We start from the raw sequence: 26813 nt of genomic DNA, 5'->3' as shown, positions 1-26813 counted from the left end.
TCCCGCACGATGAACCGAATCGCCAAGGCGCTCGCCGCGCCCTTGCTCGCCCTCCTTTGCCTGGCTGCCGGGGCGCAGGTGCCGCAGCCGCCCGAGATCGCCGCCCGCAGCTACCTGCTGATGGACGTGTCGGCCAACCAGGTGCTCGCCGGGCGCGACGTCGACAGCCCTGTCGAGCCCGCGTCGCTGACCAAGTTGATGACGCAGTACCTGGTGTTCGACGCCCTGCGCGCCCGCAAGATCAGCCTGCAGCAGACGCTGCCCGTGAGCGTGCGGGCCTGGAAGATGCCCGGCTCTCGCATGTTCATCGACCCCAAGATGCAGGTGCCGGTCGACGACCTCATCAAGGGCATGATCGTGCAGTCCGGCAACGACGCCACCGTGGCTCTGGCCGAGGGGGTGGGCGGCAGCGTCGAGCACTTCGTGCAGCTGATGAACGACCAGGCCAAGGCCCTGGGCATGAAGAACACCAGCTACAAGAACCCCGAGGGCCTGACCACGCCCGGCCACACCACCACGGCGCGCGACCTGAGCATCCTGGCCACCCGGCTGATGCAGGACTTCCCCGAGTACCTGCACTACTACGCGATCAAGAAGTACCGCTACCAGGGCACGCCCACGGCCAACGACACCAACCGGAACATGCTGCTGTTCCGCGACCCGACGGTCGACGGCCTCAAGACCGGCCACACCGAGGCCGCCGGCTACTGCCTGATCGCGACGGCCAAGCGCGACTTCCCCAACCTGCAGGGCCGCCGCCTGCTGTCCATCGTCCTGGGCACGGGCAGCGAGGAGGCGCGCGCCAACGAGTCGCAGAAGCTGCTGAACTGGGGCTTCACCGCCTACGAGGGCATCAAGCTGTTCGACGCCAACCAGGCCGTGGCCACGCCCGAGGTCTGGAAGGGCACCGCCCGCACCGTCAAACTCGGCCGTCCGCAGCCTCTGGTGGTGTCGGTCCCCTCGGGCACCGCCAGCCAGATCAAGACCGCCGTCGCCCGCCCCGACCCCCTGGTCGCGCCCTTCACCAAGGGCCAGCAGGTCGGCTCGCTCAAGGTCCTGGCGGGCGACAAGGTCGTGGCCGAGGTGCCGCTGACGGCCCTGGAAGCCGTGGAACAGGCCGGCGTGCTCGGCCGTGCCTGGGACGCCGTGCGCCTCTGGGTGAAGTGACGCGCGGCGCCCCGGCGCCCCGCGTCGCTTGAGGGGAAACCCGTCCCGGGCTATACTGGCGGGCTTTCCCGCATTTGGGGCGGGGAAGCCATGCGCGTCGCCGGCCGGCTGGCGCGCCATTTTTCCGACGTTTAGGGACGTTTTTTTTCCATGCCAACCATCAACCAACTCGTGCGTCAGGGGCGGGAGGTCGAAAAGACCAAATCCAAGTCCCCCGCGATGCAGAACAGCCCCCAGCGCCGGGGCGTGTGCACCCGCGTGTACACCACGACGCCGAAGAAGCCGAACTCGGCGCTGCGCAAGGTCGCCAAGGTGCGCCTGACCAACGGGTTCGAGGTCATCTCGTACATCGGCGGCGAAGGCCACAACCTGCAGGAGCACTCGGTGGTGCTCGTGCGCGGCGGCCGCGTGAAGGATCTGCCGGGCGTGCGCTACCACATCGTGCGCGGCTCGCTGGACCTGCAAGGCGTCAAGGATCGCAAGCAGTCCCGCTCCAAGTACGGCGCCAAGCGCCCGAAGAAGGCCTAACAGCCAGGTGGTTTGTCGGTGCTCATTCGGCCCTGGCAGGCTGAATCAGCGTAGTGACCCAATCCCGGGTCGAGTAAGCGGGCAGTCCTGATGGCGCCCTGGGTCCTGCGAGGACCAGCTGAAGCAACTAGAGAGGTTTGAAATGCCACGTCGTCGCGAAGTCCCTAAGCGTGAAATCCTGCCGGATCCCAAGTACGGCAATGTCGAGCTCGCCAAGTTCATGAACGTCATCATGCAAGGCGGCAAGAAGGCGGTCGCCGAGCGCATCGTCTACGGCGCGCTCGAGCAGATCGAGAAGAAGAACCCGGGCCGTGACCCGGTCGAAGCCTTCACCATGGCCATCAACAATGTCAAGCCGATGGTCGAAGTGAAGTCGCGCCGCGTGGGCGGCGCCAACTACCAGGTGCCGGTCGAAGTGCGCCCGGTGCGCCGCCTGGCGCTGTCGATGCGCTGGCTCAAGGAAGCCGCCAAGAAGCGCGGCGAGAAGTCCATGGCCCTGCGCCTGGCCAACGAGCTCATGGAAGCCACGGAAGGCCGCGGCGGCGCCATGAAGAAGCGCGACGAAGTGCACCGCATGGCCGAGGCCAACAAGGCCTTCAGCCACTTCCGCTTCTAAGAACCGTCCCCATCTTACGGTACGGGCCCGCCATGAGCGGGCCTGTGCCCTTTTACAGAAAGACCCATCATGGCTCGCAAAACGCCCATCGAGCGCTACCGCAACATCGGGATCTCGGCGCACATCGACGCCGGCAAGACCACGACCACCGAGCGCATCCTGTTCTACACCGGTGTGAACCACAAGATCGGTGAAGTGCACGATGGCGCCGCCACCATGGACTGGATGGAGCAGGAGCAGGAGCGCGGCATCACCATCACGTCGGCGGCCACCACCTGCTTCTGGAAGGGCATGGACATGTCCTTCCCCGAGCACCGCATCAACATCATCGACACCCCCGGCCACGTGGACTTCACCATCGAGGTGGAGCGTTCCATGCGCGTGCTGGACGGCGCCTGCATGGTGTACTGCGCCGTGGGCGGCGTGCAGCCGCAGTCCGAGACGGTCTGGCGCCAGGCCAACAAGTACAAGGTGCCGCGCCTGGCGTTCGTCAACAAGATGGACCGCACCGGCGCCAACTTCTTCAAGGTCTACGACCAGATGAAGCTGCGCCTGAAGGCCAACCCCGTGCCGATCGTCATCCCGATCGGCGCCGAGGAGAACTTCAAGGGCGTGGTCGACCTGCGCAAGATGAAGGCCATCATCTGGGACGAGGCGTCCCAGGGCATGAAGTTCAACTTCGAGGACATCCCCGCCGAGCTGGTCGAGCAGGCCAAGGAATGGCGCGAGAAGATGGTCGAGGCGGCCGCCGAGGCCAACGAAGACCTGATGAACAAGTACCTGGAGGAGGGCGACCTGTCGGAAGCCGAGATCACCCAGGGCCTGCGCACGCGCACCATCGCCGGCGAGATCCAGCCGATGCTGTGCGGCACCGCGTTCAAGAACAAGGGCGTGCAGCGCATGCTGGACGCCGTGATCGAGCTGATGCCCTCGCCGCTGGACATCCCGCCGGTGTCCGGCATGGACGAGGACGAGAAGCCCGTCACCCGCAAGGCCGACGACAACGAGAAGTTCTCGGCCCTGGCGTTCAAGCTCATGACCGACCCGTTCGTCGGCCAGCTGACGTTCGTGCGCGTCTACTCGGGCGTCCTGTCCAAGGGCGACAGCGTCTACAACCCGGTGCGCGGCAAGAAGGAGCGCATCGGCCGGATCGTGCAGATGCACGCCAACAACCGCCAGGAGATCGAGGAGATCCGCGCCGGCGACATCGCCGCCTGCGTGGGCCTGAAGGACGTGACCACGGGTGAGACCCTGTGCGATCCCGACTCGGTCGTGACGCTGGAGCGCATGGTGTTCCCCGAGCCGGTGATCCGCCAGGCCGTGGAGCCCAAGACCAAGGCCGACCAGGAGAAGATGGGCGTGGCCCTGCAACGCCTGGCTGCCGAGGATCCGTCGTTCCGCGTGAACACCGACGAGGAGTCCGGCCAGACCATCATCGGCGGCATGGGCGAGCTGCACCTGGAAATCATCGTCGACCGCATGAAGCGCGAGTTCGGCGTGGAAGCCAACGTGGGCAAGCCGCAGGTGGCCTACCGCGAGACGATCCGCAAGACGGTCGAGGACAGCGAAGGCAAGTTCGTGCGCCAGTCGGGCGGCAAGGGCCAGTACGGCCACGTCGTCTTCAAGATCGAGCCGAACGAGGCCGGCAAGGGCTTCGAGTTCGTCGACGCGATCAAGGGCGGCGTGGTGCCGCGCGAGTACATCCCGGCGGTGGAAAAAGGCGTCATCGAGGCCCTGAACACCGGCGTGCTGGCCGGCTACCCGGTCGTGGACGTGAAGGTCACGCTGCACTTCGGTTCGTACCACGACGTGGACTCGTCGGAGCAGGCGTTCAAGATGGCCGCCATCTTCGGCTTCAAGGAAGGCTGCAAGAAGGCCAACCCGGTCATCCTCGAGCCGATGATGGCCGTGGAAGTCGAGACGCCCGAGGACTACGCCGGCAACGTGATGGGCGACCTGTCGTCCCGCCGCGGCATGGTGCAGGGCATGGACGACATGCCCGGCGGCGGCAAGGCCATCAAGGCCGAGGTCCCGCTGTCGGAGATGTTCGGCTACTCGACCACGCTGCGCTCGATGTCGCAGGGCCGCGCCACCTACACGATGGAGTTCAAGCACTACAGCGAGGCTCCGCGCAACGTGGCCGAGGCGATCGTCGCCGCCCGCGCGAAGTGACGTCGCGCCGGCAGGCATTGCCTGCCGCGCGAGTCATCCCCCGCGAATGCGGGAATCAGGCAAGGCCGGCGCAAGCCGGCTTTGCACCGAGGGTTCTTGGTCTGCGATCACACACCCCGCGCTGCCCGTGGCGAGGGACCCGGTGATGGGATGCAGACGTTAAACCAGACACGGGCATTGCTCTTGATTGAGGAACTGAAATGGCAAAAGGTAAATTCGAGCGCACCAAGCCGCACGTGAACGTGGGCACCATCGGCCACGTGGACCATGGCAAGACGACGCTGACGGCGGCGATCACGACGGTGCTGTCGACCAAGTTCGGCGGTGAAGCCAAGGCCTACGACCAGATCGACGCTGCTCCGGAAGAGAAGGCGCGCGGCATCACGATCAACACCGCGCACGTGGAATACGAGACGGCCAACCGCCACTACGCGCACGTGGACTGCCCGGGCCACGCCGACTACGTCAAGAACATGATCACCGGCGCCGCCCAGATGGACGGCGCGATCCTGGTGGTGTCGGCCGCCGACGGCCCGATGCCGCAGACGCGCGAGCACATCCTGCTGGCGCGCCAGGTGGGCGTGCCCTACATCATCGTCTTCATGAACAAGTGCGACATGGTGGACGACGCCGAGCTGCTGGAGCTGGTGGAGATGGAGGTGCGCGAGCTGCTGTCCAAGTACGACTTCCCCGGTGACGACACCCCGATCATCAAGGGCTCGGCCAAGCTGGCCATGGAAGGCGACAAGGGCGAGCTGGGCGAGCAGGCCATCATGAAGCTGGCCGAGGCGCTGGACACCTACATCCCGACGCCCGAGCGCGCGATCGACGGCGCGTTCCTGATGCCGGTGGAAGACGTGTTCTCCATCTCCGGCCGCGGCACCGTGGTGACCGGTCGCGTGGAGCGCGGCATCATCAAGGTCGGCGAGGAAATCGAGATCGTGGGCATCAAGCCGACGCTCAAGACCACCTGCACGGGCGTGGAGATGTTCCGCAAGCTGCTGGACCAGGGCCAGGCTGGCGACAACGTCGGCATCCTGCTGCGCGGCACCAAGCGCGAGGAAGTCGAGCGCGGCCAGGTGCTGTGCAAGCCCGGCTCGATCAAGCCGCACACGCACTTCACCGCCGAGGTGTACGTGCTGAGCAAGGACGAGGGCGGCCGCCACACGCCGTTCTTCAACAACTACCGTCCCCAGTTCTACTTCCGCACCACGGACGTGACGGGCTCCATCGAGCTGCCCAAGGACAAGGAGATGGTGATGCCTGGTGACAACGTGACGATCACCGTCAAGCTGATCGCCCCGATCGCCATGGAAGAAGGCCTGCGCTTCGCCATCCGCGAAGGCGGCAAGACCGTCGGCGCCGGCGTCGTCGCCAAGATCATGGAATAAGGCAGGGGATCCACATGGCAACCGCCCAACAGAAGATCCGCATCCGCCTCAAGGCGTTCGATTACAAGCTGATCGACCAGTCCGCCGCGGAGATCGTCGACACCGCCAAGCGCACCGGCGCCATCGTCAAGGGCCCCGTGCCCCTGCCGACGCGCATGAAGCGCTTCGACATCCTGCGCTCGCCGCACGTGAACAAGAGCTCGCGCGACCAGTTCGAGATCCGCACGCACCAGCGCCTGATGGACATCGTCGACCCGACCGACAAGACCGTCGACGCGCTGATGAAGCTGGACCTGCCGGCCGGCGTGGACGTCGAGATCAAGCTGCAGTAAGCACTGCCGCTTCCAGGAAAGAGCGCCGCGGGGTTCCGCGGCGCTTTTTTTTTCGTCCCTCGCCCGGTCAGTTGCTGTCCAGCCAGCGCTGGTACGCGGCGAAGCCGGAGGGCCGGCCGAGGAAGTCGCGCACCAGGTCCGCCGCCGGCCTGGAGCCGCCCGGCTCGAGCACCGCGCGCCGGTAGCGCATGGCGACCTCGCGGTCCATGATGTCGCCCTGGGCGGCAAATTCGCTGAACAGGTCCTTGGCGATCACCAGCGACCACATGTACGTGTAGTAGATCGCCGAGTAGCCGTCCAGGTGGCCGAAGGCTTCCTGGAAATACGTGCCCGGCACGTGCCTGAACGGCGTGTAGCGCTCCTGCATCCGCGCCGTGAACGCGGTCGTGTCCAGCCCTTTCGGATCGCGGTCGTGCAACCCGAGGCTGGTGGCGGCCAGCGACATCTGGCCGCGCACCGACATCCCCTTGCCCAGCTCCTCCGCCTGGCGCAGCTTCTCGGCCAGCTCCACCGGGATCGGCTCGCCGGTGCGGTAGTGCACGGCGAAGGTCCGCAGCGTCCGCGGGTCGCGCATCCATTCCTCCAGCATCTGCGAGGGCGCCTCGACGAAGTCGCGCTCCGTCGCCACGCCGGCCTGCCCGGCCCAGCGCGTGTGGCCGCCCAGCACGTTGTGCAGCAGGTGGCCGAACTCGTGGAAGAACGTCCTGGCGTCGCGGTACTCGAGCAGGCCGGGATCGCTGGCGGTGGGCTGGCGGAAATTGCAGACCAGCACGCCCTCGGGCAGGGCCGCGCCTTGCTTGCCGTACACCAGCCGGAAGTGCGCGTAGTGCTTGTACTTGTTCTCGCGCGGGTGCATGTCCAGGTAGATGCGCCCGAGATTGCGCGGGCCGTCGAACACGTCGTAGACCTCGACGCTCGGGTGCCACACCGGGGCGTCCTGCACCGGCTGGTAGCGGATCCCGAACAGCCGGCTGGTGGTGGCCAGAACGGCCTGCTTGACGCGGTCGTACTGGAAGTACGGACGCACCTCCTGCGCGTCCACGCCGTATTGCTCGGCCCGGATCCGGTCGCTCAGGTAGCCCGTGTCCCAGGGCAGCACTTCGCTCGCCCCCGGGTCGTCGCGGCGCTTGCGCGCGAGCAGCTGCGCGTAGTCGCGCTCGGCCCGCGCCGCCGAGGCGGCGGCGATCTTCTCGATGAAGGCGCCTGCCTGCGCGGCCGAGCCGATCATCTTGTCGGCCGTCACGTAGTCGGCCCAGTTGCGAAAGCCCAGCAGCGTGGCCAGTTCGTACCGCAGGGCCAGCAACCGGTCCAGCGCGGCCAGGTTGGCCGGATGGGCCCTCAGGCGGTAGAGCTTCCAGAAGCGCTCGCGCACGTCGGCCCGGCGGGCATACGACATCACCGGCGTGTAGTCGGGGTTGTCGGTCTTGAGCAGGACCTTGCCGTTCGGTCCCGGCGGGTGGGCACGCAGGAAATCCGGCGGCAGGCCCTCGAGGTCGGCGGCGTCCACCTCCAGCGTGAGCACGCTGTCGCGGATGTTGCGGCCGAACGCCTGGCTCGCCTGCACCAGCTGCTCGCTCAGCTGCCGCACGCGCTCGCGGGTGGCTTCGTCGCGGTCCACGCCCGACAGCCGGAACCGCTGCAACGTCTTGTCCAGGTAATAGCGCGAGGCGGCATCCAGCGGCGCCGGATCGACCTGTGCCAGCCGGTCGTAGAGCCCGCGGTCCAGCGAGATGGCCGTGCGCGCCGCCGAGACGGTGCGCTCGCAGGCCTCCGCCGCGGACCGCATGGCCGCGGACGGGTGCACCTCGCGCGCCAGGCCGGCGCGGGCTCCGGCGTCGCCCAGCGCCTTCTGCGCGCTGTCGTATGCCTCCAGGGCCTGCTCGGCCGTCGGCGCGCGCAGCGCCTTGGCCTGCTCCATGCCGGCGCGGGCGGCGGCGACGCTGGCCTCGCACGCGGCCGCGAACGCCTGCGGCGAGACCACCAGCGCCGCGGAGGCCCCCTGCTGAGCGGGCGCGGGCGCCGCTTGCGCCGCGGCGGAAAGTGCGCAGGCCAGCGCGGCGGCGGCGGCCAGGGCCGCGAAAGTTCGATGCAAGGCGGGTCTCCTCGGGGATCGTCGTTCTGGGGGTGCGGGATTGTTGCAGAGCCATGCCGCCGGCCGGCGGCAGTGAGTGGCCGCCAACCAGGGAGCTTGCGCGGGCGTCGCCGGCGCGCTACAATCACCGGCTTCGTCCGAATTGGGCGAGGTGTGAGCGTTCCGGCTGCAGTGTGCCGGGGCGCGTCGATCAACCTTCTTTCGCCGCTCCCTCGGGGGCGTCAAACGCAGAAGCCAATTGCAGCGGCTGCGGCGGAAGCAACGGAGCACAACATGAGTCAGAGCAACTCCCTCGGGTTGCTGGGCCGCAAGGTGGGCATGATGCGCCTGTTCACCGATGATGGGGACGCAGTTCCTGTCACGGTGGTGGACGTGTCGGGCAACCGAGTCACCCAGGTCAAGACCGAAGAGAACGACGGCTACGTGGCCCTGCAGGTCACGTTCGGCAAGCGCAAGACCTCGCGCGTGACCAAGCCGCTCGCCGGCCACCTCGCCAAGGCGGGCGTGGAACCCGGTGAGATCATCCAGGAATTCCGCGTGACGGCCGACGCCGCGGGCAAGTACGCCGCCGGCGCCACGGTGCCCGTGACCGACGTGTTCGCCGTGGGCCAGCAGGTCGACGTGCAGGGCACCTCGATCGGCAAGGGCTTCGCCGGCACCATCAAGCGCCACAACTTCAGCTCGCAGCGCGCGTCGCACGGCAACAGCCGTTCGCACAACGTGCCCGGCTCGATCTCGATGGCGCAGGACCCGGGCCGCGTGTTCCCGGGCAAGAAGATGACCGGCCACATGGGCGACGAGACCGTCACCACCCAGAACCTCGACGTCATCCGCATCGATGAAGCCCGCCAGCTGCTGCTGATCAAGGGCGCGGTCCCCGGCTCCAAGGGCGGTTTCGTCACCGTGCGCCCGGCCGTCAAGGCCCGCGTGCAGAAGGGAGCGAAGTAATGCAGCTCGAACTCCTGAACGAGCAGGGCCAGGCGGCGTCGAAGTTCGACGCGCCCGAGACCGTGTTCGGTCGCGAATACAACGAAGACCTGGTGCACCAGATCGTCGTCGCCTTCCAGGCCAATGCCCGCCAGGGCACTCGCGCCCAGAAGGACCGCGAGATGGTCAAGCACTCGACCAAGAAGCCGTTCAAGCAGAAGGGCACGGGCCGCGCCCGCGCCGGCATGACCTCCTCGCCGCTGTGGCGTGGCGGCGGCCGCATCTTCCCGAACAGCCCGGACGAGAACTTCACCCAGAAGATCAACAAGAAGATGTACCGCGCCGGCATGGCGTCCATCTTCTCCCAGCTCGCCCGTGAGGGCCGCCTGGCCGTGGTCGACTCCATCAAGGTGGATTCGCCCAAGACCAAGCAGCTGGCCGCCAAGTTCAAGGCGATGAACCTGGACTCGGTGCTGGTGATCGCCGACGAAGTCGACGAGAACCTGTACCTCGCCTCGCGCAACCTGGCCAACGTGCTCGTCGTCGAGCCGCGTTACGCCGATCCGCTGTCGCTGGTGCACTACAAGAAGGTGCTGGTCACCAAGGCCGCCATCGACAAGCTCAAGGAGATGTTCGCATGAGCCGTGTGAACCCCACCCCCGCCGAACGCAAGTTCGACGAAGGCCGCCTGATGTCGGTGCTGGTCGCTCCGGTCGTCTCCGAGAAGGCGACGCACGTGGCCGACAAGACCAACTCCGTCACCTTCAAGGTGCTGCAGGACGCCACCAAGCCCGAGATCAAGGCCGCCGTCGAACTGATGTTCAAGGTGGAAGTCAAGGGCGTGTCGGTGGTCAACACCAAGGGCAAGACCAAGCGCTTCGGCCGCTCGGTGGGCCGCCGCGACAACGTTCGCAAGGCCTACGTGACGCTCAAGCCGGGCCAGGAGCTCAATCTCTCCGGGGAGGCTGCGTAAGCCATGGCCGTCATCAAGATGAAACCGACCTCGCCCGGCCAGCGCGCCGTGGTCAAGGTCACCCGCGATCACCTGTACAAGGGTGAGGCGTACGCGCCGCTGCTGGAGCCCAAGTTCCAGAAGGCCGGCCGCAACAACAACGGCCATATCACCACCCGTCACAAGGGCGGTGGCCACAAGCACCACTACCGCGTGGTGGACTTCCGCCGCAACAAGGACGGGATCCCGGCCAAGGTGGAGCGCATCGAGTACGACCCGAACCGCACGGCGCACATCGCCCTGGTGTGCTATGCCGACGGCGAGCGCCGCTACATCATCGCCCCGCGCGGCCTGGAAGTGGGCGCGCAGCTGGTCAGCGGCTCGGAAGCCCCGATCCGCGCCGGCAACACGCTGCCGATCCGCAACATCCCGGTGGGCTCGACCATCCACTGCATCGAACTGCAGCCCGGCAAGGGCGCGCAGATCGCGCGGTCGGCCGGCACCTCGGCGACGCTGCTGGCCCGCGAAGGCACCTACGCGCAGGTCCGCATGCGCTCGGGTGAAGTGCGCCGCGTGCACATCGAGTGCCGCGCCACCATCGGCGAAGTCGCGAACGAAGAACACAGCCTGCGCCAGCTCGGCAAGGCCGGCGTCAAGCGCCACATGGGCATCCGCCCGACGGTGCGCGGCGTCGCGATGAACCCGATCGACCACCCGCACGGCGGCGGCGAAGGCCGCACCGGCACGGGCAAGCCGCCGGTGGATCCGTGGGGCAACCTGACCAAGGGTTACCGCACGCGTAACAACAAGCGCACGCAGACGTTCATCGTCTCGCGCCGCAAGAAGTAAGGGGTCGCACAAATGACGCGTTCTCTCAAGAAGGGTCCGTTTGTGGACCACCACCTGGTGGCCAAGGTCGACAAGGCCGTGACCAACAAGGACAAGAAGCCGATCAAGACCTGGTCGCGCCGCTCGATGATCCTGCCCGAGTTCATCGGGCTGACCATCGCCGTTCACAACGGCAAGCAGCACGTGCCGGTCTACATCACCGACCAGATGGTGGGCCACAAGCTGGGCGAATTCGCCCTGACGCGCACCTTCAAGGGTCACCCCGCGGACAAGAAAGTCCAGAAGAAGTAAGGAGCAGACATGGAAACCCGTGCAGTCCTCCGAGGCGTCCGCCTGTCCGTCGACAAGGGCCGGCTCGTGGCCGACCTGATCCGCGGCAAGAAAGTGGACCAGGCGCTGAACATCCTGAACTTCACCCAGAAGAAGGCCGCCGTCATCGTCAAGAAAGTGCTGGAGTCCGCGATCGCGAACGCCGAGCACAACGACGGCGCCGACATCGACGAGCTGAAGGTCAAGACCATCTACGTGGAGCAGGGCGCCACGCTCAAGCGGTTCACCGCGCGCGCCAAGGGCCGTGGCAACCGCATCAGCAAGCCCACGTGCCACGTGTACGTGACCGTCGGCAACTGAGGTCAGGAAGAATATGGGACAGAAAATCCACCCCACCGGCTTCCGCCTCTCGGTCAGCCGCAACTGGGCCAGCCGCTGGTACGCGAACAACCGTGACTTCGCCGGCATGCTGGCCGAGGACATCAAGGTCCGCGAGTACCTCAAGAGCAAGCTGAAGAACGCCGCGGTCTCGCGCGTGCTGATCGAGCGTCCGGCCAAGAACGCCCGCATCACGATCTACTCCGCCCGCCCGGGCGTGGTGATCGGCAAGAAGGGCGAGGACATCGAGAACCTGAAGAAGGAACTCGCCACCCGCCTGGGCGTGCCGGTCGCGGTCAACATCGAGGAAGTGCGCAAGCCCGAAGTCGATGCCCAGCTGATCGCCGACTCGATCACCCAGCAGCTCGAGAAGCGCATCATGTTCCGCCGCGCGATGAAGCGCGCGATGCAGAACGCCATGCGCCTGGGCGCGCAGGGCATCAAGATCATGTCGTCGGGCCGCCTGAACGGCATCGAGATCGCGCGTACCGAGTGGTACCGCGAAGGCCGCGTGCCGCTTCACACGCTGCGCGCCGACATCGACTACGGCTTCTCCGAAGCCAAGACCACCTACGGCGTCATCGGCGTCAAGGTGTGGGTCTACAAGGGCGACACCCTGGGCCGCAGCGATGCGCCGTCGCTGGACAGCACGCCGCGCCCCGAGGGCGAGGAGCGTCGCGGTCCGCGTGGCCCGCGCCGTGACGGCCGTGGCGGCCCCGGCGGTGATCGCCGCGGCCCCTCGCGCGGTCCGCGCGGTGGCAGCGGTGCCGGCGCCGGCACCACCAATGCCGCGCCCGCCGATGGCAGCGACAAGCCCCAAGAGGCCGCTGGAGGTGCGGATGCACCGAAAACCGCCGTTAAGCGCGTTGCCCGCAAGGTAGCCGCGCCGGCCGCTCCCGCGGCTGACGGCAAAGGAGAGTAAACATGCTGCAACCCGCTCGCCGCAAATACCGCAAAGAGCAGAAGGGCCGCAACACCGGCATCGCCACCCGGGGCAACTCGGTGGCTTTCGGTGACTTCGGCCTGAAGTCGACCGATCGCGGCCGCCTCACGGCGCGCCAGATCGAGGCCGCGCGTCGCGCGATCTCCCGTCACGTCAAGCGTGGCGGCCGCATCTGGATCCGCGTGTTCCCCGACAAGCCGATCTCCCAGAAGCCCGCCGAGGTGCGGATGGGTAACGGCAAGGGCAACCCCGAGTACTACGTCGCCGAGATCCAGCCGGGCAAGGTGCTGTACGAGATCGTGGGTGTTCCCGAGGAACTGGCGCGCGAGGCGTTCAAGCTGGCCGCGGCCAAGCTGCCGCTGCGCACCACGTTCGTGACCCGCATGATCGGCGCTTAAGGAGAAGACAGATGACCAAAGCTGCCGACCTGCGCCAGAAGGACGTTGCCGCCCTCGAAGAGGAAGTGAAGTCCCTGCAGCGCGCCCACTTCGGCCTGCGCATGCAGAAGGCCACGCAACAGTTGAACAACACCGGCTCGCTGCGCGTCACGCGCCGCGACATCGCTCGCGCCAAGACCATCCTGGCGCAAAAGCGTGCCGAGACCACCAAGTAATCCGGAGTGAACATGACGGAAGCCAAGACCTCCCTCAAGCGCACCCTGATCGGCAAGGTGGTGAGCGACAAGCGTGCCAAGACCGTGACGGTCCTGGTGGAGCGCCGCGTCAAGCACGAGCTGTACGGCAAGATCGTTGCCAAGTCCAGCAAGTACCACGCGCATGACGAGAACGGCCAGTTCCACGTGGGCGACGTGATCGAGATCACCGAGTCCCGCCCGATCTCCAAGACCAAGAACTGGGTCGCGACCCGTCTGGTCGAGAAGGCTGCCGCGGTCTAATCCCCCGCGCAGCGAGCTCCCCCGAAAACGGCCCACAATGTGGGCCGTTTTTCTTTTTCGCACCAGGAGATCCCCATGATCAAGGTTGGAGACGCGCTGCCCGACGTCACCCTGCAGGAGTACTCGGACGTCGAGGGCAACGGCTGCAGCATCGGCCCGAACCCGGTCAAGGTGAAGGATGCCGCGGCCGGCAAGACCATCGCCCTGTTCGGGCTGCCGGGCGCCTTCACGCCCACCTGCTCGGCCAAGCACGTGCCGGGCTACGTGCAGAAGTTCGACGAACTGAAGAAGGCCGGCGTCGACGAGATCTGGTGCGTGAGCGTCAACGACGCCTTCGTCATGGGCGCCTGGGGACGCGAGCAGCAGGCGGGCGGCAAGGTGCGCATGCTGGCCGACGGCAGCGCGGAGTTCGCCAAGGCCACCGGCCTCACGCTGGACCTCACGGCGCGCGGCATGGGCGTGCGCAGCACACGTTACTCGATGCTGGTGAAGGACGGCAAGGTGGCTTCGATCAACCTCGAGGCGCCGGGCAAGTTCGAGGTCAGCGACGCCGACACCCTGCTCGCGCAGGCCAAGGGCTGACCGCGCGGGGGCCGGCCGTCAGAGGTCGACCTTGAGGTAGTGCGCCCCCGGGATGGGGTTGTGGTAATAGGGCTCGATGGCCTCGAAGCCCAGGTCCTCGTACAGGGCCCGGGCCGACTCCATGTCGTCCAGCGTGTCCAGCAGCACGCAGGCGTAGCCCGCCTGCCGCGCCGCGTCGAGCGCCGCCTCGGCCAACTGGCGGCCGAGGCCGAAGCCGCGGAAGGGCTTGCGCACGTACAGGCGCTTCATCTCGGCGGCATCGGGGTAGTCGCTGGCCTCCAGCGGCCGCAGCGCGCAGCAGCCGGCGACCGCGCCGTCCACCTTGGCCAGGTACAGCGCGCCGCGCGGCGCCGCATAGTCGCCCGGCAGGTCGGCCAATTCCTCCTCGAACCCCTGGAAGCACAGGTCCACGCCCAGTCCCAGGGCGTACTCCCGGAAGATCTCTCGGGCGGCTTGGATGTCGTCGGTGGACTCGGGCGTGATCAGCTCGACCACGGGTAGCTCGGCCGTTGGCAAGGCAGTGGCAGGCAGTGGCGGGACGGGCAGTTTAGCGGCTGGCCGGCGCCGGGCAACCTCAGCGGTTCACCAGCCACCAGACCGCCGCGCCGCAGGCACCGAACACGGCCGCGGCCAGCAGCCGGGTGCCCGCCGTGTCGATGGAGGCCCGGGTGCCCTCGGGCGCGTCCTTGTCCCCGCGCAGCATCGCCCGCACCAGGTTCTCGCGCTTGCGCAGCAGGTAGAACAGCACCGCGCCGACGTGCAGCACGACGAGGCCCACCAGCGCCCATGGCCCGATCGCCTTGTGGTACCAGGTCGCCGCCAGCCCCTGGCTGGTGTCCACCAGCCGGTTCAGCGGGCCGGTGAACGCGATCTCGTCGTCACTCACCAGCCCGGTGCCGACCTGGGCCAGCAGCACCAGCAGCATGGCCAGCACCGAGCCGGCCCCGAGCGGGTTGTGGCCCACCAGGTGGTCCGGGTGCGATTGGCCGCGCAGGTACCCCGCCACCGTCGAGGGGGTGTAGAGGAAGCTCGTGAAGCGCGACCAGTGGCCGCCCAGGAAGCCCCAGACCAGGCGAAACAGCAGCAGCGCCAGCACCGCGTAGCCCAGCCGCGCATGCCATTCCACCCACGAGCCCGGCACCCAGGCCGTGGCCAGCAGGCCGGCGACGCAGGCGACCAGCGCCCAGTGGAAGACTCGGGTGGGAAGGTCCCAGACGCGTACCGGTGTGCCCATGCTCGTGCTCGCTCCTGGCGGCCGATTCTGCGCGGGAATTCCATGCGCCGCAGAGTTGGCGGGAATCTCCGCGCGCCGGGCCGCCGCCAAGCAAAGAGCCCCGCGTCGGCGGGGCTCCGGTCGGTCGGGCGGGACGCTTCAGGCGGTCTCGGCCAGCAGTTTCTCGATCAGCTGGTGCAGCTCGGCGAAATTGGGCTCGCCAACGTAGCGCTTGACGATCTCGCCCTTCTTGTTGACCACGAACGTGGTGGGCGTCAATTGCACCTCGCCCCAGGCCTTGGCGACCTCGCCGGTGTTGTCGATCGCCACCTGGAACGGCAGCTTGCGCGTCTGGGCGTAGTTGACAACGTAGGCGGGCGGGTCGTAGCTCATCGCCACGGCCAGCGTGTCGTAGCCGCGGGCCTTGTACTTGTCGTGGGTGGCGACGATTTTGGGCATCTCGCCCACGCAGGTCACGCAGCTGGTGGCCCAGAAGTTCACCAGCGTCACCCGGCCCTTCAAGTCGGCCGTGGTCTTCTTCGAGCCGTCGAGCAGCACGAACGTCGACTGCGGCGCGGCCGCGGTGCCGGTGTTCATGTAGACGGCGGCCCCGACACCCACCAGGGCGGCGGCGGCGAGGCCGATCAGTGCCTTCTTCATGCGCAGAGTTTACGTGGCTGCAGGCGCTCCCGCTCGGAGTCGCGCCATGCCCCTTTGTTCCGCGTCAAGCGCAGGCCGCCAGCAGCTGCGCCAGCTCGGCCGGCATGGTCACCATCGGGTCGTGCCCGGTGGGCAGGTCGACCACCCGGGCGCCCCCGCCGGCGCGCCAGGCGCCGCCCCAGAAGCCCGGGTCGGCCATCCGGGGCCGGATCGCGTCGATGGTGGGCAGCTGCGGCCGGACGCAGTTGACGAAGGTGCGCGGCACCGCGGCCACGCGCTGCGGGTCGAAGTCGAGCGGCGCCTCGTAGGTGTGGCCCGGGTGGGCGGTGAGCCGGCGCTTGACCCACTCGTAGTCCTCGCCCTGCAGCCCGTAGTTGTCCGGGTCCGGCGCCGCCAGGCTGTAGTCGGGCGACGCCTGCGCGCCGGCCAGGCGCACCTCGCGCGTGGCGCGGGCATGGGTGCTGCTCCAGCTTTCGCCCGGCCGCGGCACCACCGCGTCGACGTACACCAGATGCCGCAGCCGCTCGCCCATCCGGTCGGCGATGGCGGTGCCGACCATGCCGGCGTAGGAGTGAACGGCCAGCACGACGTCGCGCAGTTCCTCGGCTTCCAGCACGCCGGCGACGTCGGCGATGTGGGTCTCGAGCGTGATCGTGGGCGACAGCAGGTGCGCGCGCTCGCCCACGCCGGTGAGCGTGACCGCATGGACCCGGTGGCCTTCGCGCGCCAGGCGCTGCACCACCCGTTGCCAGCACCAGCCGCCATGCCAGGCGCCGTGCACGAGGACGAAGTTGGCCATCAGATCACTCCTTGCTCGCGCAGCGCGGCGATGCGGTCGGCTGGCCAGCCCAGCACGTCGCGCAGGATCTCGTCGGTGTGCTGGCCGAGCAGGGGCGGCGGCAGGTCGGCCCGCACGGGCGTGCCGCTGAGCTTCATCGGACTGGACACCAGCCGCACGCCGGGGGCGAGCGGGTGATCCCAGTGCGTGACCATCCCGCGCTCGGCCACCTGCGGGTCGGCGAAGACTTCCGCCAGGTTGTTGATCGCGCCGCAGGGCACCTTGGCCGCTTCCAGCGCCGCCAGCCACTGCGCCTTGGTGCGGGTCTTCATCACCTGCTCCAGCAGAGGCACCAGCACCGCGCGATGGCGCACCCGGTCCTGGTTGCGGACGAAGCGCGCATCGGCGGCCAGGTCGGGCCGGCCCGCCACGTCGCAGAACTTGGCGAACTGGCCGTCGTTGCCGACCGCGATGATCACGTGGTCCTTGGCGCCATCGGCCGTCGGCGCGACCTCGAACACCTGGTAGGGCACGATGTTCTGGTGCGCGTTGCCGGCCCGGCCCGGCACCTTGCCGCTGACCAGGTAGTTGGCCCCGAGGTTGGCCAGCATGGCGACCTGCGTGTCCAGCAGCGCCATGTCGATCGCCTGGCCCTGTCCGGTGCGCTCGGCGTGCCGCAGCGCCGCGACGATCGCCACGGCCGCGTACATGCCCGTGAACAGGTCGGCCACCGCGACGCCGACCTTCTGCGGCCCGCCGCCCAGGTCGTCGCGCTCGCCCGTCACGCTCATGAGCCCGCCCATGCCCTGCACCGCGTAGTCGTAGCCGGCGCGGTCCTTGTAGGGGCCGGTCTGGCCGAAGCCGGTGACGCTGCAGTACACCAGCTTCGGGTTGATCGCCCGCAGCGAGGCGTGGTCCAGCCCGTAGCGGGCCATGTCGCCGACCTTGAAGTTCTCGATGAAGACGTCGCAATGCCGCGCGAGCTCGCGCACCAGCGCCTGGCCTTCCGGGCGGGCGATGTCGCAGGTGACCGACCGCTTGTTGCGGTTGGTGCCCAGGTAGTAGGCCGCCTCGTGCGTGTCGTGCCCCTGGGCGTCCTGCAGGAAGGGCGGGCCCCAGCTGCGGGTGTCGTCGCCGGTGCCGGGGCGCTCGATCTTGATGACGTCGGCGCCGAGGTCGGCCAGGGTCTGGGTGCACCAGGGGCCGGCCAGAACGCGGGAGAGGTCCAGGATGCGGATGCCGTCGAGCGCAGTCATGGGAAGCGATTGTGGTCCGGAAACGTATCATCGGGCGATGCTTCGCCTTCGTGCGGCGCTGCCGGCGGCCGTCCTCGCCGCCGCCGCCTGCAGTCCCACCTTCAACTGGCGCGAGGTCCGCGCCGAACCCGCCCCGCTCAAGGCGATGCTGCCTTGCAAGCCCGACAAGGGCAGCCGCCATGTCCCCATGGGCGGCCGGGACGTCGAGCTGGCCGTGCTCGGTTGCGACACCGGCGGCGCCACCTTCGCGATCCTGCAGGCCGACCTGGGCGATCCGGCGCGCGTGCCGGACGTGCTGGCGCAGTGGAACCGCGCGACGCTCGCCAACATGCAGGCGACGGCCTCCACGACGCGTCCCTTCGCGCTGCCGGGCGCCGCGGCGACGCCCGGCGCCCAGCGCGTCTCGGCCCAGGGCCGCCGCGCCGACGGCTCGGCCGTGCGTGGCGAGATCGCCTACTTCGCCCGCGGCAGCCAGGTGTTCCAGGCGGTCGTCTATGCGCCCGAGCCGAAACCCGACTGGGTGCAGCCGTTCTTCGACGGGCTGAAGTTCGAATGAGCGTGCTGCCCCGGCGCACCGCCGTCGTCGTCTTCCTCGCCTTCGCGTTCGCCTATTTCTTCTCGGCGGTGCTGCGCGCGGTCACCGCGACGCTCGCGCCCACCCTCACGCAGGAATTCGGCCTGTCGGCCCAGGACCTGGGCCTGCTCGCCGGCGGCTTCTTCTTCGGCTTCGCCGCCACGCAGCTGCCGCTGGGCACCTGGCTGGACCGGCACGGGCCCAAGAAGGTGATCCTCAGCTTCGTGGGCATCGCGGTGGCGGGCTGCCTCGCGTTCGCGATGGCCGGCAGCTTCTGGACCCTGCTTGGCGCGCGCGTGCTGTGCGGCGTGGGCGTGAGCGCGTGCCTGATGGCGCCGCTGACCGGCTACCGCCGCTGGCTCGACGGACCGGGGCAGCTGCGCGCCAATTCATGGATGCTGATGACCGGCTCGCTCGGCATGGTGGCCTCGACCCTGCCGGTGCAGTGGCTGCTGCCGCTGGTCGGCTGGCGCCCGGTGTTCGTCGCCCTGGCCGTGCTGCTGGGCGTGTCCTCGCTGGTGCTGGCCTGGCGCGTGCCCGGCTGGGACGTCGGCGAGCACCATGGCGACCCGCCCAGCTATGCCCAGGTCTGGCGCCACCCGTACTTTCGCCGCCTGGCGCCGCTCGGCTTCTTCAACTACGGCGGCATGATCGCCGTGCAGTCGCTCTGGGCCGGGCCCTGGATGGTGCGGGTGTCGGGCTGGCAGCCGCTGCAGGCGGCCACGGGCCTGTTCGCGATCAACGTCTCCATGCTGCTGACCTTCTGGACCTGGGGCTTGCTCAATCCCGTGCTGGCGCGGCGCGGCCTGGGCACCGACCGCCTGATCACCTGGGGGCTGCCGCTCAGCCTGTTCGTGCTGGCGGGCATCCTGGTGGCCGGGCCGGGCGCCGCCGCCGCGGCCTGGGCGCTGTTCTGCGTCACCTCGACCTTCGTCTCGCTGGCGCAGCCGGCCGTCGGGATGGCGTTCCCGTCGGCGCTGGCCGGCCGCGCGTTGTCGGCCTACAACCTGGTGATCTTCGCCGGCGTGTTCACCGTGCAGTGGGGCATCGGGCTGCTGGTGGACGGCTTCACCGCCGCCGGACTGGGCCAGGTGGATGCGTTCCGCGGCGCTTTCGCCGTGTTCCTGGCCTTCGCCGTCGCGTCCTATGGCTGGTTCCTGATGGGGAGACGTGATAATCCCCAGGAGCTGCGGCCCGCCCCCCGATGAACGCGATCCTGATCATCGCCCATGCACCGCTGGCGCACGCCTTGCGCCAGTGCGCGTTGCACGTGTTCCCGGATTGCGCCGCCTCGCTGGCCGCCATCGACGTGCAGCCCAACCTGCCGCCGGAGGAGACGCTCGCCACCGCCCGCATCGCGATGGCGCAGCTGACGCAGCCGCAGCAGGTCAAGGGCGTGCTCGTGCTCACGGACATCTTCGGCGCCACCCCGAGCAACGTGGCGCAGAAGCTGGTGGACGGCCTCACCTCGCGCCTGATCACCGGCGTCAACCTCCCGATGCTGCTGCGCAGCGTCAGCTACCGCCACGAGCCGCTCGACGCGCTGGTCGCTCGCGCCGTCGTCGGCGGGACCCAGGGCGTGATGCAGGTCGCCATCACCGCGCCGCAGAACCAGCCCCGCCGCAACCATGACCAAGACCACCACGACCATCAGCAATAAGCTGGGACTGCATGCCCGCGCGTCGGCCAAGCTCACCAAGCTGGCCGCCAGCTACCCCTGCGACGTCTGGATCGCCAAGGGCGAGCGGCGCGTGAACGCCAAGAGCATCATGGGGGTGATGATGCTGGCCGCGGGCGTCGGCAGCGAGGTGATGATCGAGACCGAGGGCGAGCGCGCCCAGGAGGCGATGGACGCGTTGCTGGCCCTGATCCACGACAAGTTCGGCGAAGGCGAGTGAAGGCGGGGACCGGGCCATGACCTTCGCCATCCACGGCCTGCCTGTTGCGCGCGGCATCGCGATCGGCCGCGCGGTGCTGATGGCCGGGCGGGTGGACGTGACCCACTACTTCATCGAGCCGGGCCAGGTCGAGGCGGAGATCGAACGCGTGCGCGACGGGCGCAACGGCGTGATCGAGGAGATCCACCGGCTGCAGAACACGATCGCGTCGATGGGCCCGAAGGAGGCGCCGCACGAGCTGTCCGCGCTGCTGGACGTGCACCTGATGCTGCTGCAGGACCAGGACCTGATCGAGGGCGTCAAGCACTGGATCCGCGACCGCCTGTACAACGCCGAATGGGCGCTGACCACGCAGCTGGAGCAGCTGTCGCGCCAGTTCGACGAGATGGACGACGCGTACCTGCGCGAGCGCAAGGCCGACCTGGAGCAGGTGGCCGAACGCATCCTGCGGCACATGAAGGGCGTGCCCTCGCCGGTTGCGCCGCCGCAGCGCCGGCCCGCGCAGCCGCGCCAGCAGGACCTGCTGCTGGCCGACGACAGCATCGACGTGCCGCTGGTGCTGATCGCCCACGACCTCTCGCCCGCGGACATGCTGCAGTTCAAGCAGAGCGTGTTCGCCGGTTTCGTCACCGACGTGGGCGGCAAGACCTCGCACACCGCGATCGTCGCGCGCAGCATGGACATCCCGGCGGTGGTGGGCGCGCGCAGCGCCAGCCACCTCGTGCGCCAGGACGACTGGGTGATCATCGACGGCGACGACGGCGTGATGATCGTCGACCCCTCGCCGATCATCCTGGCCGAATACGGCTTCAAGCAGCGCCAGGGCGAACTCGAGCGCGGCCGCCTCGCGCGCCTGCGCCACACGCCGGCGATCACGCTCGACGGCCAGAAGATCGAGCTGCTGGCCAACATCGAATTGCCCGAGGACGCCGCCGGCGCCGTCGAGGCGGGCGCGGTGGGCGTGGGCCTGTTCCGCAGCGAGTTCCTGTTCATGAACCGCAAGGGGCACCTGCCCGACGAGGACGAGCAGTACGAGGCCTACCGCCGCGCCGTCGACGGCATGCAGGGGCTGCCGGTCACCATCCGCACCATCGACGTGGGCGCCGACAAGCCGCTGGACGAGGAGGAGCGCGACGAGGCGCACCTGAACCCGGCGCTGGGCCTGCGCGCCATCCGCTGGAGCCTGGCCGACCCCGCGATGTTCCTCACCCAGCTGCGCGCCATCCTGCGCGCGGCCGCCCACGGCAAGGTCAACATGCTGATCCCGATGCTGGCCCACGCCAGCGAGATCCGCCAGACCCTGTCGTTGCTGGACTTCGCGCGCGCCGAGCTCGACAACCGCGGCGTCGCCTACGGGCCGCTGCAGCTCGGGGCGATGATCGAGATCCCGGCGGCGGCGCTCACGCTGCGCACCTTCCTGAAGTACTTCGATTTCCTCTCGATCGGCACCAACGACCTGATCCAGTACACGCTGGCGATCGATCGCGCCGACGAATCGGTGGCGCACCTGTACGACCCGCTGCATCCGGCGGTGCTGCAGCTGGTCGCCAACACCATCGCCGAGTGCAAAGCGCAGGGCAAGGGCGTGAGCGTGTGCGGCGAGATGGCCGGCGACACGCAGTTCACGCGCCTGCTGCTCGGGCTGGGCCTGCGCAGCTTCTCGATGCACCCGGCGCAGATCCTCGCGGTCAAGCAGGAGGTGCTGCGCGCCGATGCCAGCCGGCTCGCGGCCTGGGCGCAGGAGGTGGTCGCCGCCGAGGAGCCGGCCAAGCTGCTGGGCTGACCGGCTACCAGCCGGCTTCCTGCGACCGGTACGGATTGGCGGTGGCGGCCACGGGCGGCGCGGGACCGGCGCCGCTGGCCTCGCCGCGGGCGGGGGCACCGCCGCGAGCGGGCGCCACCACGATGGCGTTGGACGACACCGTCGGTCCTTCCCGCGGCGGCGCGACCACCAGGGCGCGCGGCACGCCGCCACCGGGCACCACGATGGCCGGTTCGGGCGACCCGGGCGGCCAGGCCTCGCGCGGCGGGGCGATGACGATGGCCGGCTCGACGACCGAGGGCGACGGCAGCGGCGGCAGGGCGGCCAACTCGGGAAGCGGCTGCTGGTCCGGGTTGCCGGGCGCCACGCCCCACCAGTTGTTGACTTCCTCGATCACGTCCGGGTCGTTCGGCCGCGGGAACTTCGCCTTGGCGTCGAGCAGCTTCGCGCGCAGGGACTGGCGGAAGAACTCGCCCACCATCGGCAGCGCGCTGCGGGCGCCCGGCCCCCAGGCGTCCTGCATGGTGATGCGGCTGTCGTTGAAGCCCACCCAGGCGCCGGCGACCAGCTGCGGGTGCATCAGGATGAACCAGCCATCGGTGTTGTCCTGCGTGGTGCCGGTCTTGCCCGCGAGGTCGCCCTGCAGGCCATAGCGCGCGCGGATGGCCGTGGCGGTGCCGCGGTCGACCACGCCGCGCATGGCGTCGAGCAGCACCACGTTGGGCGCGAAGGGCAGCGCCTCCTGCGGCGCCTCCGGCGCGAAGGCCTGCAGCACCCGGCCGCGCCGGTCCTCCACGCGCGCGACGATCATCGGCGGCACGTAGCGGCCGCCGTTGGCGATCGTCGCGTACGAAGCCACCATCTCCTTGAGGGTCACGGGGCTCGTGCCCAGGCCGAGCGAGAGCACCGGATCGAGCTTGCTGTCGCGCACGCCCATGGTCCGTGCCAGCTCCGCCACGCTGGCCGGGCCGACGCGTTGCGTCAGCTGCGCGGTGATCGTGTTCTTGGAGAACGCCAGCGCGTCGCGCAGCGTCATCGGCTCCCCCGTGGGCTGGCCGATGTCGGTGGGGCGCCAGACCTCGCCCGGGCCGACGGGGATCTCGACCACCTCGTCGAACAGCACGTCCGTCGGTCGCGATCCCTGCAGGAACGCGGCGCCATACACGAACGGCTTGAAGGTCGAGCCCGGCTGGCGTCGCGCCTGCTGCACATGGTCGAACTGGTCGGTCGCGAAGTCGCGGCTGCCCACCCACGCGCGCACCAGGCCCGTGCCGGGTTCGAGCGCGATCAGGCCCGCCTGCAGCCGCGTCTTGTCCGCGCGCAAGGCGTCCATGAAGGCGGTGTCGGCGCGCAGCCTGGCCAGCGCCTCGGCCTCGGCCAGGCCCTGCGCGCGGGCGGCCTGGAACTGGGCGGTCTCGCGGATGAAGGCATTCACCAGGTCGCGCTTGGCCGTCCAGCCATGGCGGCCGCCCCACGCCGCGTCGGCCTGCTTCTGCAGGCGCTCGGCCTGCTCGGACAGCGCGCGGGTGGCCATCGCCTGGGCGCGCGAGTCGATCGTGGTGCGCACCACCAGGCCGTCCGAATAGACGTCGTAGCCGTTGCGGTCCGCCCACTCGATCAGCCAGCGCCGGACCTGGGCCACGAAATGCGGGGCCGGCCCGAGCTCCTCCTCCTGGCGCTCGAAGTCCAGGCGCAGGGGCGCGGCGCGCAGGCTCGCCAGCTGGGCCGATTCGAGCTTGCCCACACGGGCCATCTGGGCGAGCACGATGTTGCGGCGCTGGCGCGCCCGCTCCGGATTGAGCACGGGGTTGTAGTAGCTCGTGCCCTTGAGCATGCCGACGAGCGTCGCGCTCTGCAGCACGTCGAGGTCGCGCGCCGAGCGGTCGAAGTAGGTGCGCGCGGCCATCTCGATGCCGTACGCGTTGTACAGGAAGGGCACCGTGTTCAGGTAGGTCTCGAGGATCTCGTCCTTGCCGTAGACCGACTCGATCCGCACGGCGGTGATCGCTTCCTTGATCTTGCGCTCCAGCGTCGGCGCGCGGCCGATTTCCTCGGGATACAGGTTGCGCGCGAGTTGCTGGGTGATCGTGGAGCCGCCCTGCAGGCGGCCGCGCACGGTGTTGATCGCCGCCCCGATCGTGCGCCGCAGGTCCAGCCCGTGGTGGTCGTAGAAGCGCTGGTCTTCCGTCGCCAGCAGCGCCGTGACGACGGAGGGCGAGATCTCGGCCAGCGGCACCCATTGCCGGTTGGCCCGGCGCAGCACCGCGAGTTGCTGGCCGTCGGAGGACAGCACCACGCTGGGCTGCTGCTCGCGCACCTTGCGCAGGTCGGCGACCCCCGGGGTCTGCGGCACCAGGGCCAGCACGTAAGCGGCGGCCAGCGCGGCGGCGCCGATCGGCAGCATCGCCAGGATCAGGATCGGGTGTGTGCGCACGCCGCGCCAGAACGCCGTCCAGACCCGGCGCACGCGGCCGGCGGCCGGCGGTGTGTCGCGTTCGTCGTGGTGCTTCATGGGGGCGGCGGCAGGGACTGCGATGACTCTAGGAGCCGGCTTTTCGCCCCCCTGTAGGACGGCAACACCAGGGCGCCACAGCGGTACGGGCCATGCGGCGACGGATGAAACCGGGTGTCGGATGCCGCGCCAGCCGGGCCCGGCGCGTGCGCCTCAGGCCGACGCCGCGTCGCGCCGCACTTCCTCGCGCCGGCGCGTGCCGAGGATCGCCCCGTCCACGATGAGCGCCGCGGCGGCGGCGACGTGCCAGCTCAGGCTGCGCCCGGTCGCGAGCAGCAGCAGCGCGGTCGAGGCGAGCGGCGTAAGGTAGCTCAGCACGCCGATCTGGCGCGGGTCGCCGAGCTTGAGCGCGTGGTCCCACAGGAAGAAGGCCGCGCCCAGCGGGCCCAGGCCCATGACCGCCAGCAGCAGCCAGTCGCGCGGCGCGATGGCCGCCGCCGGCTCCAGCGCCGCATGGCAGGCCAGCGACAGCAGGCCCGACACGAGGCCGAACAGGCCGATCGCTGCGGTGGGGAAGCGCGCCACGCGTTGCGTCAGCAGCGAGTAGGTCGACCAGACGAGGGCCGAGCCGAGCGCGGGCAGGTAGCCCCACGCCCAGCCCGGCCCCTGCCCCGTGCCGCCGGTGCCGAGGATGGCGACCGCCGCACCCGCGAATCCCAGCAACGCGCCCGCGACATGGCCCGCGTGCAGCCGCAGCCCGGGCAGCAGCAGCGGGGCGAGCAGCACGATCAGCAGCGGCCAGAGGTAGTTGACGAGGTTGGCCTCCACCGGCGGCGCGTGGCGCAACGCGATGAACAGCAGGAAGTGGTAGGCGAACAGGCCGTAGATGCCCAGCAGCAGCGTCGAGGCCGGCACCTTCCACTGCCGCACCCGCGGCCAGGCCGGCACGCTGCCGATCACCAGCGCGATGCCGGTGAGCAGGAACGGCGGCAGGTGGCGCAGTTCCAGGCCGAGCGTTGCCAGCCCCGACCACAGGGCGATGGCGCCGAGCGCGCTGAGGTTCGCGGGCATGGGGGCGGGCTGGGCGGCGGACCCTGGGCGGCGCGGGCGCACCGCGCCGGCGCGGCTCAGGCCGGCAGGACGCCGGCGGCGTGCGCCTGCTGGTCGGCGTGGTAGCTCGAGCGCACCATCGCGCCCACGGCGGCGTGCGTGAAGCCCATCTCATACGCCTGGGCCTCGAACATCCTGAAGGTGTCCGGGTGCACGTAGCGGCGCACCGGCAGGTGCGAGGTGGTGGGCGCCAGGTACTGGCCGATGGTGAGCATGTCGATGCCGTGCGCGCGCATGTCGCGCATGACCTGCAGGATCTCCTCGTCCGTCTCGCCCAGGCCGACCATCAGTCCGCTCTTGGTCGGCACCGTGGGGTGCAGGGCCTTGAACTTCTTCAGCAGGTTCAGGCTGAACTGGTAGTCCGAACCCGGCCGCGCTTCCTTGTACAGGCGCGGGATGGTCTCCAGGTTGTGGTTCATCACGTCCGGCGGCGCGGCCTTCAGGATCTCCAGCGCGCGGTCGTCGCGGCCGCGGAAGTCGGGCACCAGGATCTCGATCGTCGTGCCGGGCGAGAGCTCGCGGGTGCGGCGGATACAGTCGACGAAGTGCTGGCTGCCGCCGTCGCGCAGGTCGTCGCGGTCGACGCTGGTGATCACCACGTACTTGAGCTTCAGCTTCGCGATGGTGCGCGCCAGGTTCTCGGGCTCCTGTGGATCGAGCGGGTCCGGGCGGCCGTGGCCGACGTCGCAGAAAGGGCAGCGCCGCGTGCACTTGTCGCCCATGATCATGAACGTGGCCGTGCCCTTGCCGAAGCACTCGCCGATGTTGGGGCAGGACGCTTCCTCGCACACGGTGTGCAGGTTGCTCTCGCGCAGGATCTGCTTGATCTCGTAGAAGCGCGTGGTGGGCGAGCCGGCGCGCACGCGGATCCAATCGGGCTTCTTCAGGATCTCGCCCGGCTCCACCTTGACCGGGATGCGCGACAGCTTGGCCGCGGCCTTCTGCTTGGCGGCGGCGTTGTAGGTCTCGAGGGGCTGCGCCTCGCGCACGACTTCGCTGGAGCTCATGGGATCCTT

Annotated in this window: 31 protein-coding genes; 22 read left to right on the top strand and 9 right to left on the bottom strand. The window is 69.2% G+C overall.

The window, feature by feature from the left end:
- Positions 1-9: 9 nt before the first annotated feature.
- From AC3ANR_RS00375 to rpsJ, 6 genes are all read left to right on the top strand, one after another.
- On the top strand, positions 10-1167 hold the full coding sequence (locus AC3ANR_RS00375) for a D-alanyl-D-alanine carboxypeptidase family protein (protein WP_488289897.1): 1158 nt from the start codon (positions 10-12) through the stop codon (positions 1165-1167).
- Positions 1168-1317: 150 nt separating this feature from the next.
- A complete protein-coding gene (rpsL, locus tag AC3ANR_RS00370; RefSeq protein ID WP_017759704.1) occupies positions 1318-1695 on the top strand; it encodes a 30S ribosomal protein S12 in 378 nt (125 codons plus the stop codon).
- Positions 1696-1837: 142 nt separating this feature from the next.
- Complete coding sequence (gene rpsG / locus AC3ANR_RS00365) at positions 1838-2311, top strand: 30S ribosomal protein S7 (RefSeq protein ID WP_055894768.1); 474 nt, start codon at positions 1838-1840, stop codon at positions 2309-2311.
- Positions 2312-2380: 69 nt separating this feature from the next.
- The gene (gene fusA / locus AC3ANR_RS00360) at positions 2381-4483 is read left to right on the top strand and encodes an elongation factor G (RefSeq protein WP_488289896.1); all 2103 of its coding nucleotides are present in this window, start codon (positions 2381-2383) and stop codon (positions 4481-4483) included.
- 200 nt (positions 4484-4683) lie between these two features.
- Positions 4684-5874, top strand: a complete 1191-nt coding sequence (tuf, locus tag AC3ANR_RS00355) for an elongation factor Tu (RefSeq protein WP_488289895.1) — start codon at positions 4684-4686, stop codon at positions 5872-5874.
- A gap of 14 nt (positions 5875-5888) precedes the next feature.
- Positions 5889-6206 carry a 30S ribosomal protein S10 gene (gene rpsJ, locus AC3ANR_RS00350; protein ID WP_013899628.1) on the top strand — a complete coding sequence of 106 codons (318 nt, stop codon included), beginning with the start codon at positions 5889-5891 and terminating at the stop codon, positions 6204-6206.
- Positions 6207-6273: 67 nt separating this feature from the next.
- On the opposite strand, the gene AC3ANR_RS00345 is transcribed toward rpsJ, so the two are convergent.
- Entirely contained in the window at positions 6274-8298 is a 2025-nt protein-coding gene (locus AC3ANR_RS00345; RefSeq protein ID WP_488289894.1) for a M3 family metallopeptidase, read from the bottom strand.
- A 273-nt stretch (positions 8299-8571) separates the two neighbouring features.
- Here AC3ANR_RS00345 and rplC point away from each other — a divergent pair, with 273 nt between their 5' ends.
- The 11 genes from rplC (at position 8572) to AC3ANR_RS00290 (ending at position 14094) form a co-directional block, all read left to right on the top strand.
- Positions 8572-9246, top strand: a complete 675-nt coding sequence (rplC, locus tag AC3ANR_RS00340; protein ID WP_488289893.1) for a 50S ribosomal protein L3 — start codon at positions 8572-8574, stop codon at positions 9244-9246.
- Complete coding sequence (rplD, locus tag AC3ANR_RS00335; protein ID WP_488289892.1) at positions 9246-9866, top strand: 50S ribosomal protein L4; 621 nt, start codon at positions 9246-9248, stop codon at positions 9864-9866. The genes rplC and rplD overlap by 1 nt, the downstream gene beginning before the upstream one ends.
- A complete protein-coding gene (gene rplW, locus AC3ANR_RS00330; protein ID WP_488289891.1) occupies positions 9863-10198 on the top strand; it encodes a 50S ribosomal protein L23 in 336 nt (111 codons plus the stop codon). The genes rplD and rplW overlap by 4 nt, the downstream gene beginning before the upstream one ends.
- A 3-nt stretch (positions 10199-10201) precedes the next feature.
- Complete coding sequence (gene rplB, locus AC3ANR_RS00325; protein ID WP_488289890.1) at positions 10202-11026, top strand: 50S ribosomal protein L2; 825 nt, start codon at positions 10202-10204, stop codon at positions 11024-11026.
- A 12-nt stretch (positions 11027-11038) separates the two neighbouring features.
- Entirely contained in the window at positions 11039-11317 is a 279-nt protein-coding gene (gene rpsS / locus AC3ANR_RS00320) for a 30S ribosomal protein S19 (protein WP_055893797.1), read from the top strand.
- Between the two features lie 9 nt (positions 11318-11326).
- Entirely contained in the window at positions 11327-11656 is a 330-nt protein-coding gene (gene rplV / locus AC3ANR_RS00315; protein ID WP_013899634.1) for a 50S ribosomal protein L22, read from the top strand.
- 13 nt (positions 11657-11669) lie between these two features.
- Positions 11670-12596 carry a 30S ribosomal protein S3 gene (gene rpsC, locus AC3ANR_RS00310; RefSeq protein ID WP_488289889.1) on the top strand — a complete coding sequence of 309 codons (927 nt, stop codon included), beginning with the start codon at positions 11670-11672 and terminating at the stop codon, positions 12594-12596.
- A gap of 2 nt (positions 12597-12598) precedes the next feature.
- A complete protein-coding gene (gene rplP / locus AC3ANR_RS00305) occupies positions 12599-13015 on the top strand; it encodes a 50S ribosomal protein L16 (protein ID WP_157398699.1) in 417 nt (138 codons plus the stop codon).
- Positions 13016-13026: 11 nt separating this feature from the next.
- Positions 13027-13230: a 50S ribosomal protein L29 gene (gene rpmC, locus AC3ANR_RS00300; protein ID WP_488289888.1), complete on the top strand. Its 204-nt coding sequence runs from the start codon at positions 13027-13029 to the stop codon at positions 13228-13230.
- Positions 13231-13242: 12 nt separating this feature from the next.
- The gene (gene rpsQ / locus AC3ANR_RS00295; RefSeq protein ID WP_488289887.1) at positions 13243-13512 is read left to right on the top strand and encodes a 30S ribosomal protein S17; all 270 of its coding nucleotides are present in this window, start codon (positions 13243-13245) and stop codon (positions 13510-13512) included.
- A 75-nt stretch (positions 13513-13587) separates the two neighbouring features.
- Entirely contained in the window at positions 13588-14094 is a 507-nt protein-coding gene (locus AC3ANR_RS00290; protein WP_488289886.1) for a redoxin family protein, read from the top strand.
- 18 nt (positions 14095-14112) lie between these two features.
- On the opposite strand, the gene AC3ANR_RS00285 is transcribed toward AC3ANR_RS00290, so the two are convergent.
- The 5 genes from AC3ANR_RS00285 to AC3ANR_RS00265 all read right to left on the bottom strand — a co-directional run bounded on the left by AC3ANR_RS00285 (position 14113) and on the right by AC3ANR_RS00265 (position 18001).
- A complete protein-coding gene (locus tag AC3ANR_RS00285) occupies positions 14113-14589 on the bottom strand; it encodes a GNAT family N-acetyltransferase (protein ID WP_488289885.1) in 477 nt (158 codons plus the stop codon).
- A 79-nt stretch (positions 14590-14668) separates the two neighbouring features.
- Positions 14669-15328, bottom strand: coding sequence for a cytochrome b/b6 domain-containing protein (locus AC3ANR_RS00280; protein ID WP_488289884.1), 660 nt, complete (start codon positions 15326-15328; stop codon positions 14669-14671).
- A gap of 138 nt (positions 15329-15466) precedes the next feature.
- Positions 15467-15967, bottom strand: coding sequence for a TlpA family protein disulfide reductase (locus AC3ANR_RS00275; RefSeq protein WP_488289883.1), 501 nt, complete (start codon positions 15965-15967; stop codon positions 15467-15469).
- A 64-nt stretch (positions 15968-16031) separates the two neighbouring features.
- Positions 16032-16766 carry an alpha/beta fold hydrolase gene (locus AC3ANR_RS00270; protein ID WP_488289882.1) on the bottom strand — a complete coding sequence of 245 codons (735 nt, stop codon included), beginning with the start codon at positions 16764-16766 and terminating at the stop codon, positions 16032-16034.
- Positions 16766-18001 (bottom strand): CaiB/BaiF CoA transferase family protein, encoded by a 1236-nt coding sequence (locus AC3ANR_RS00265; RefSeq protein ID WP_488289881.1) that lies wholly within the window; start codon positions 17999-18001, stop codon positions 16766-16768. The genes AC3ANR_RS00270 and AC3ANR_RS00265 overlap by 1 nt, the downstream gene beginning before the upstream one ends.
- 37 nt (positions 18002-18038) lie before the next feature.
- On the opposite strand from AC3ANR_RS00265, the gene AC3ANR_RS00260 reads away from it, so the two are divergent.
- From AC3ANR_RS00260 to ptsP, 5 genes are read left to right on the top strand one after another with little or no spacing between them, the layout of a single operon-like run.
- Positions 18039-18557, top strand: coding sequence for a hypothetical protein (locus AC3ANR_RS00260; RefSeq protein ID WP_488289880.1), 519 nt, complete (start codon positions 18039-18041; stop codon positions 18555-18557).
- Positions 18554-19783, top strand: a complete 1230-nt coding sequence (locus AC3ANR_RS00255; protein WP_488289879.1) for an MFS transporter — start codon at positions 18554-18556, stop codon at positions 19781-19783. Before AC3ANR_RS00260 ends, AC3ANR_RS00255 begins: the two co-directional genes overlap by 4 nt.
- A complete protein-coding gene (locus AC3ANR_RS00250; protein ID WP_488289878.1) occupies positions 19780-20235 on the top strand; it encodes a PTS sugar transporter subunit IIA in 456 nt (151 codons plus the stop codon). The genes AC3ANR_RS00255 and AC3ANR_RS00250 overlap by 4 nt, the downstream gene beginning before the upstream one ends.
- Positions 20204-20473 (top strand): HPr family phosphocarrier protein, encoded by a 270-nt coding sequence (locus AC3ANR_RS00245; RefSeq protein WP_488289877.1) that lies wholly within the window; start codon positions 20204-20206, stop codon positions 20471-20473. The genes AC3ANR_RS00250 and AC3ANR_RS00245 overlap by 32 nt, the downstream gene beginning before the upstream one ends.
- A 16-nt stretch (positions 20474-20489) precedes the next feature.
- Positions 20490-22256, top strand: coding sequence for a phosphoenolpyruvate--protein phosphotransferase (gene ptsP / locus AC3ANR_RS00240; protein ID WP_488289876.1), 1767 nt, complete (start codon positions 20490-20492; stop codon positions 22254-22256).
- Positions 22257-22260: 4 nt separating this feature from the next.
- Here the strand turns inward: ptsP and AC3ANR_RS00235 are convergent, their stop codons facing one another.
- The 3 genes from AC3ANR_RS00235 to lipA all read right to left on the bottom strand — a co-directional run bounded on the left by AC3ANR_RS00235 (position 22261) and on the right by lipA (position 26804).
- Positions 22261-24747: a penicillin-binding protein 1A gene (locus AC3ANR_RS00235; protein WP_488289875.1), complete on the bottom strand. Its 2487-nt coding sequence runs from the start codon at positions 24745-24747 to the stop codon at positions 22261-22263.
- Positions 24748-24900: 153 nt separating this feature from the next.
- Entirely contained in the window at positions 24901-25758 is an 858-nt protein-coding gene (locus tag AC3ANR_RS00230) for a DMT family transporter (RefSeq protein WP_488289874.1), read from the bottom strand.
- Positions 25759-25814: 56 nt separating this feature from the next.
- On the bottom strand, positions 25815-26804 hold the full coding sequence (lipA, locus tag AC3ANR_RS00225) for a lipoyl synthase (protein WP_488289873.1): 990 nt from the start codon (positions 26802-26804) through the stop codon (positions 25815-25817).
- Positions 26805-26813 lie beyond the last annotated feature (9 nt).

This window comes from Ramlibacter sp. JJN2-2R, from assembly GCF_057747835.1.
The sequence above is the reverse complement of the archived record's forward strand: the minus strand, read 5'-3'. Positions and strand labels throughout refer to the sequence as shown.

Coding starts and splice junctions, on each gene's coding strand:
- fusA (WP_488289896.1), top strand. CDS start 2,381: ATGGCTCGCAAAACGCCCATCGAGCGCTACCGCAACATCGGGATCTCG.
- rplB (WP_488289890.1), top strand. CDS start 10,202: ATGGCCGTCATCAAGATGAAACCGACCTCGCCCGGCCAGCGCGCCGTG.
- AC3ANR_RS00245 (WP_488289877.1), top strand. CDS start 20,204: ATGACCAAGACCACCACGACCATCAGCAATAAGCTGGGACTGCATGCC.
- rpsL (WP_017759704.1), top strand. CDS start 1,318: ATGCCAACCATCAACCAACTCGTGCGTCAGGGGCGGGAGGTCGAAAAG.
- AC3ANR_RS00230 (WP_488289874.1), bottom strand. CDS start 25,758: ATGCCCGCGAACCTCAGCGCGCTCGGCGCCATCGCCCTGTGGTCGGGG.
- AC3ANR_RS00250 (WP_488289878.1), top strand. CDS start 19,780: ATGAACGCGATCCTGATCATCGCCCATGCACCGCTGGCGCACGCCTTG.
- rpsC (WP_488289889.1), top strand. CDS start 11,670: ATGGGACAGAAAATCCACCCCACCGGCTTCCGCCTCTCGGTCAGCCGC.
- rpsG (WP_055894768.1), top strand. CDS start 1,838: ATGCCACGTCGTCGCGAAGTCCCTAAGCGTGAAATCCTGCCGGATCCC.
- AC3ANR_RS00375 (WP_488289897.1), top strand. CDS start 10: ATGAACCGAATCGCCAAGGCGCTCGCCGCGCCCTTGCTCGCCCTCCTT.
- AC3ANR_RS00260 (WP_488289880.1), top strand. CDS start 18,039: ATGCTTCGCCTTCGTGCGGCGCTGCCGGCGGCCGTCCTCGCCGCCGCC.
- rpsJ (WP_013899628.1), top strand. CDS start 5,889: ATGGCAACCGCCCAACAGAAGATCCGCATCCGCCTCAAGGCGTTCGAT.
- rpsQ (WP_488289887.1), top strand. CDS start 13,243: ATGACGGAAGCCAAGACCTCCCTCAAGCGCACCCTGATCGGCAAGGTG.
- AC3ANR_RS00235 (WP_488289875.1), bottom strand. CDS start 24,747: ATGAAGCACCACGACGAACGCGACACACCGCCGGCCGCCGGCCGCGTG.
- ptsP (WP_488289876.1), top strand. CDS start 20,490: ATGACCTTCGCCATCCACGGCCTGCCTGTTGCGCGCGGCATCGCGATC.
- lipA (WP_488289873.1), bottom strand. CDS start 26,804: ATGAGCTCCAGCGAAGTCGTGCGCGAGGCGCAGCCCCTCGAGACCTAC.
- rplD (WP_488289892.1), top strand. CDS start 9,246: ATGCAGCTCGAACTCCTGAACGAGCAGGGCCAGGCGGCGTCGAAGTTC.
- AC3ANR_RS00265 (WP_488289881.1), bottom strand. CDS start 18,001: ATGACTGCGCTCGACGGCATCCGCATCCTGGACCTCTCCCGCGTTCTG.
- rpmC (WP_488289888.1), top strand. CDS start 13,027: ATGACCAAAGCTGCCGACCTGCGCCAGAAGGACGTTGCCGCCCTCGAA.
- AC3ANR_RS00270 (WP_488289882.1), bottom strand. CDS start 16,766: ATGGCCAACTTCGTCCTCGTGCACGGCGCCTGGCATGGCGGCTGGTGC.
- rplW (WP_488289891.1), top strand. CDS start 9,863: ATGAGCCGTGTGAACCCCACCCCCGCCGAACGCAAGTTCGACGAAGGC.
- AC3ANR_RS00290 (WP_488289886.1), top strand. CDS start 13,588: ATGATCAAGGTTGGAGACGCGCTGCCCGACGTCACCCTGCAGGAGTAC.
- rplC (WP_488289893.1), top strand. CDS start 8,572: ATGAGTCAGAGCAACTCCCTCGGGTTGCTGGGCCGCAAGGTGGGCATG.
- tuf (WP_488289895.1), top strand. CDS start 4,684: ATGGCAAAAGGTAAATTCGAGCGCACCAAGCCGCACGTGAACGTGGGC.
- AC3ANR_RS00275 (WP_488289883.1), bottom strand. CDS start 15,967: ATGAAGAAGGCACTGATCGGCCTCGCCGCCGCCGCCCTGGTGGGTGTC.
- rpsS (WP_055893797.1), top strand. CDS start 11,039: ATGACGCGTTCTCTCAAGAAGGGTCCGTTTGTGGACCACCACCTGGTG.
- AC3ANR_RS00255 (WP_488289879.1), top strand. CDS start 18,554: ATGAGCGTGCTGCCCCGGCGCACCGCCGTCGTCGTCTTCCTCGCCTTC.
- AC3ANR_RS00280 (WP_488289884.1), bottom strand. CDS start 15,328: ATGGGCACACCGGTACGCGTCTGGGACCTTCCCACCCGAGTCTTCCAC.
- rplP (WP_157398699.1), top strand. CDS start 12,599: ATGCTGCAACCCGCTCGCCGCAAATACCGCAAAGAGCAGAAGGGCCGC.
- rplV (WP_013899634.1), top strand. CDS start 11,327: ATGGAAACCCGTGCAGTCCTCCGAGGCGTCCGCCTGTCCGTCGACAAG.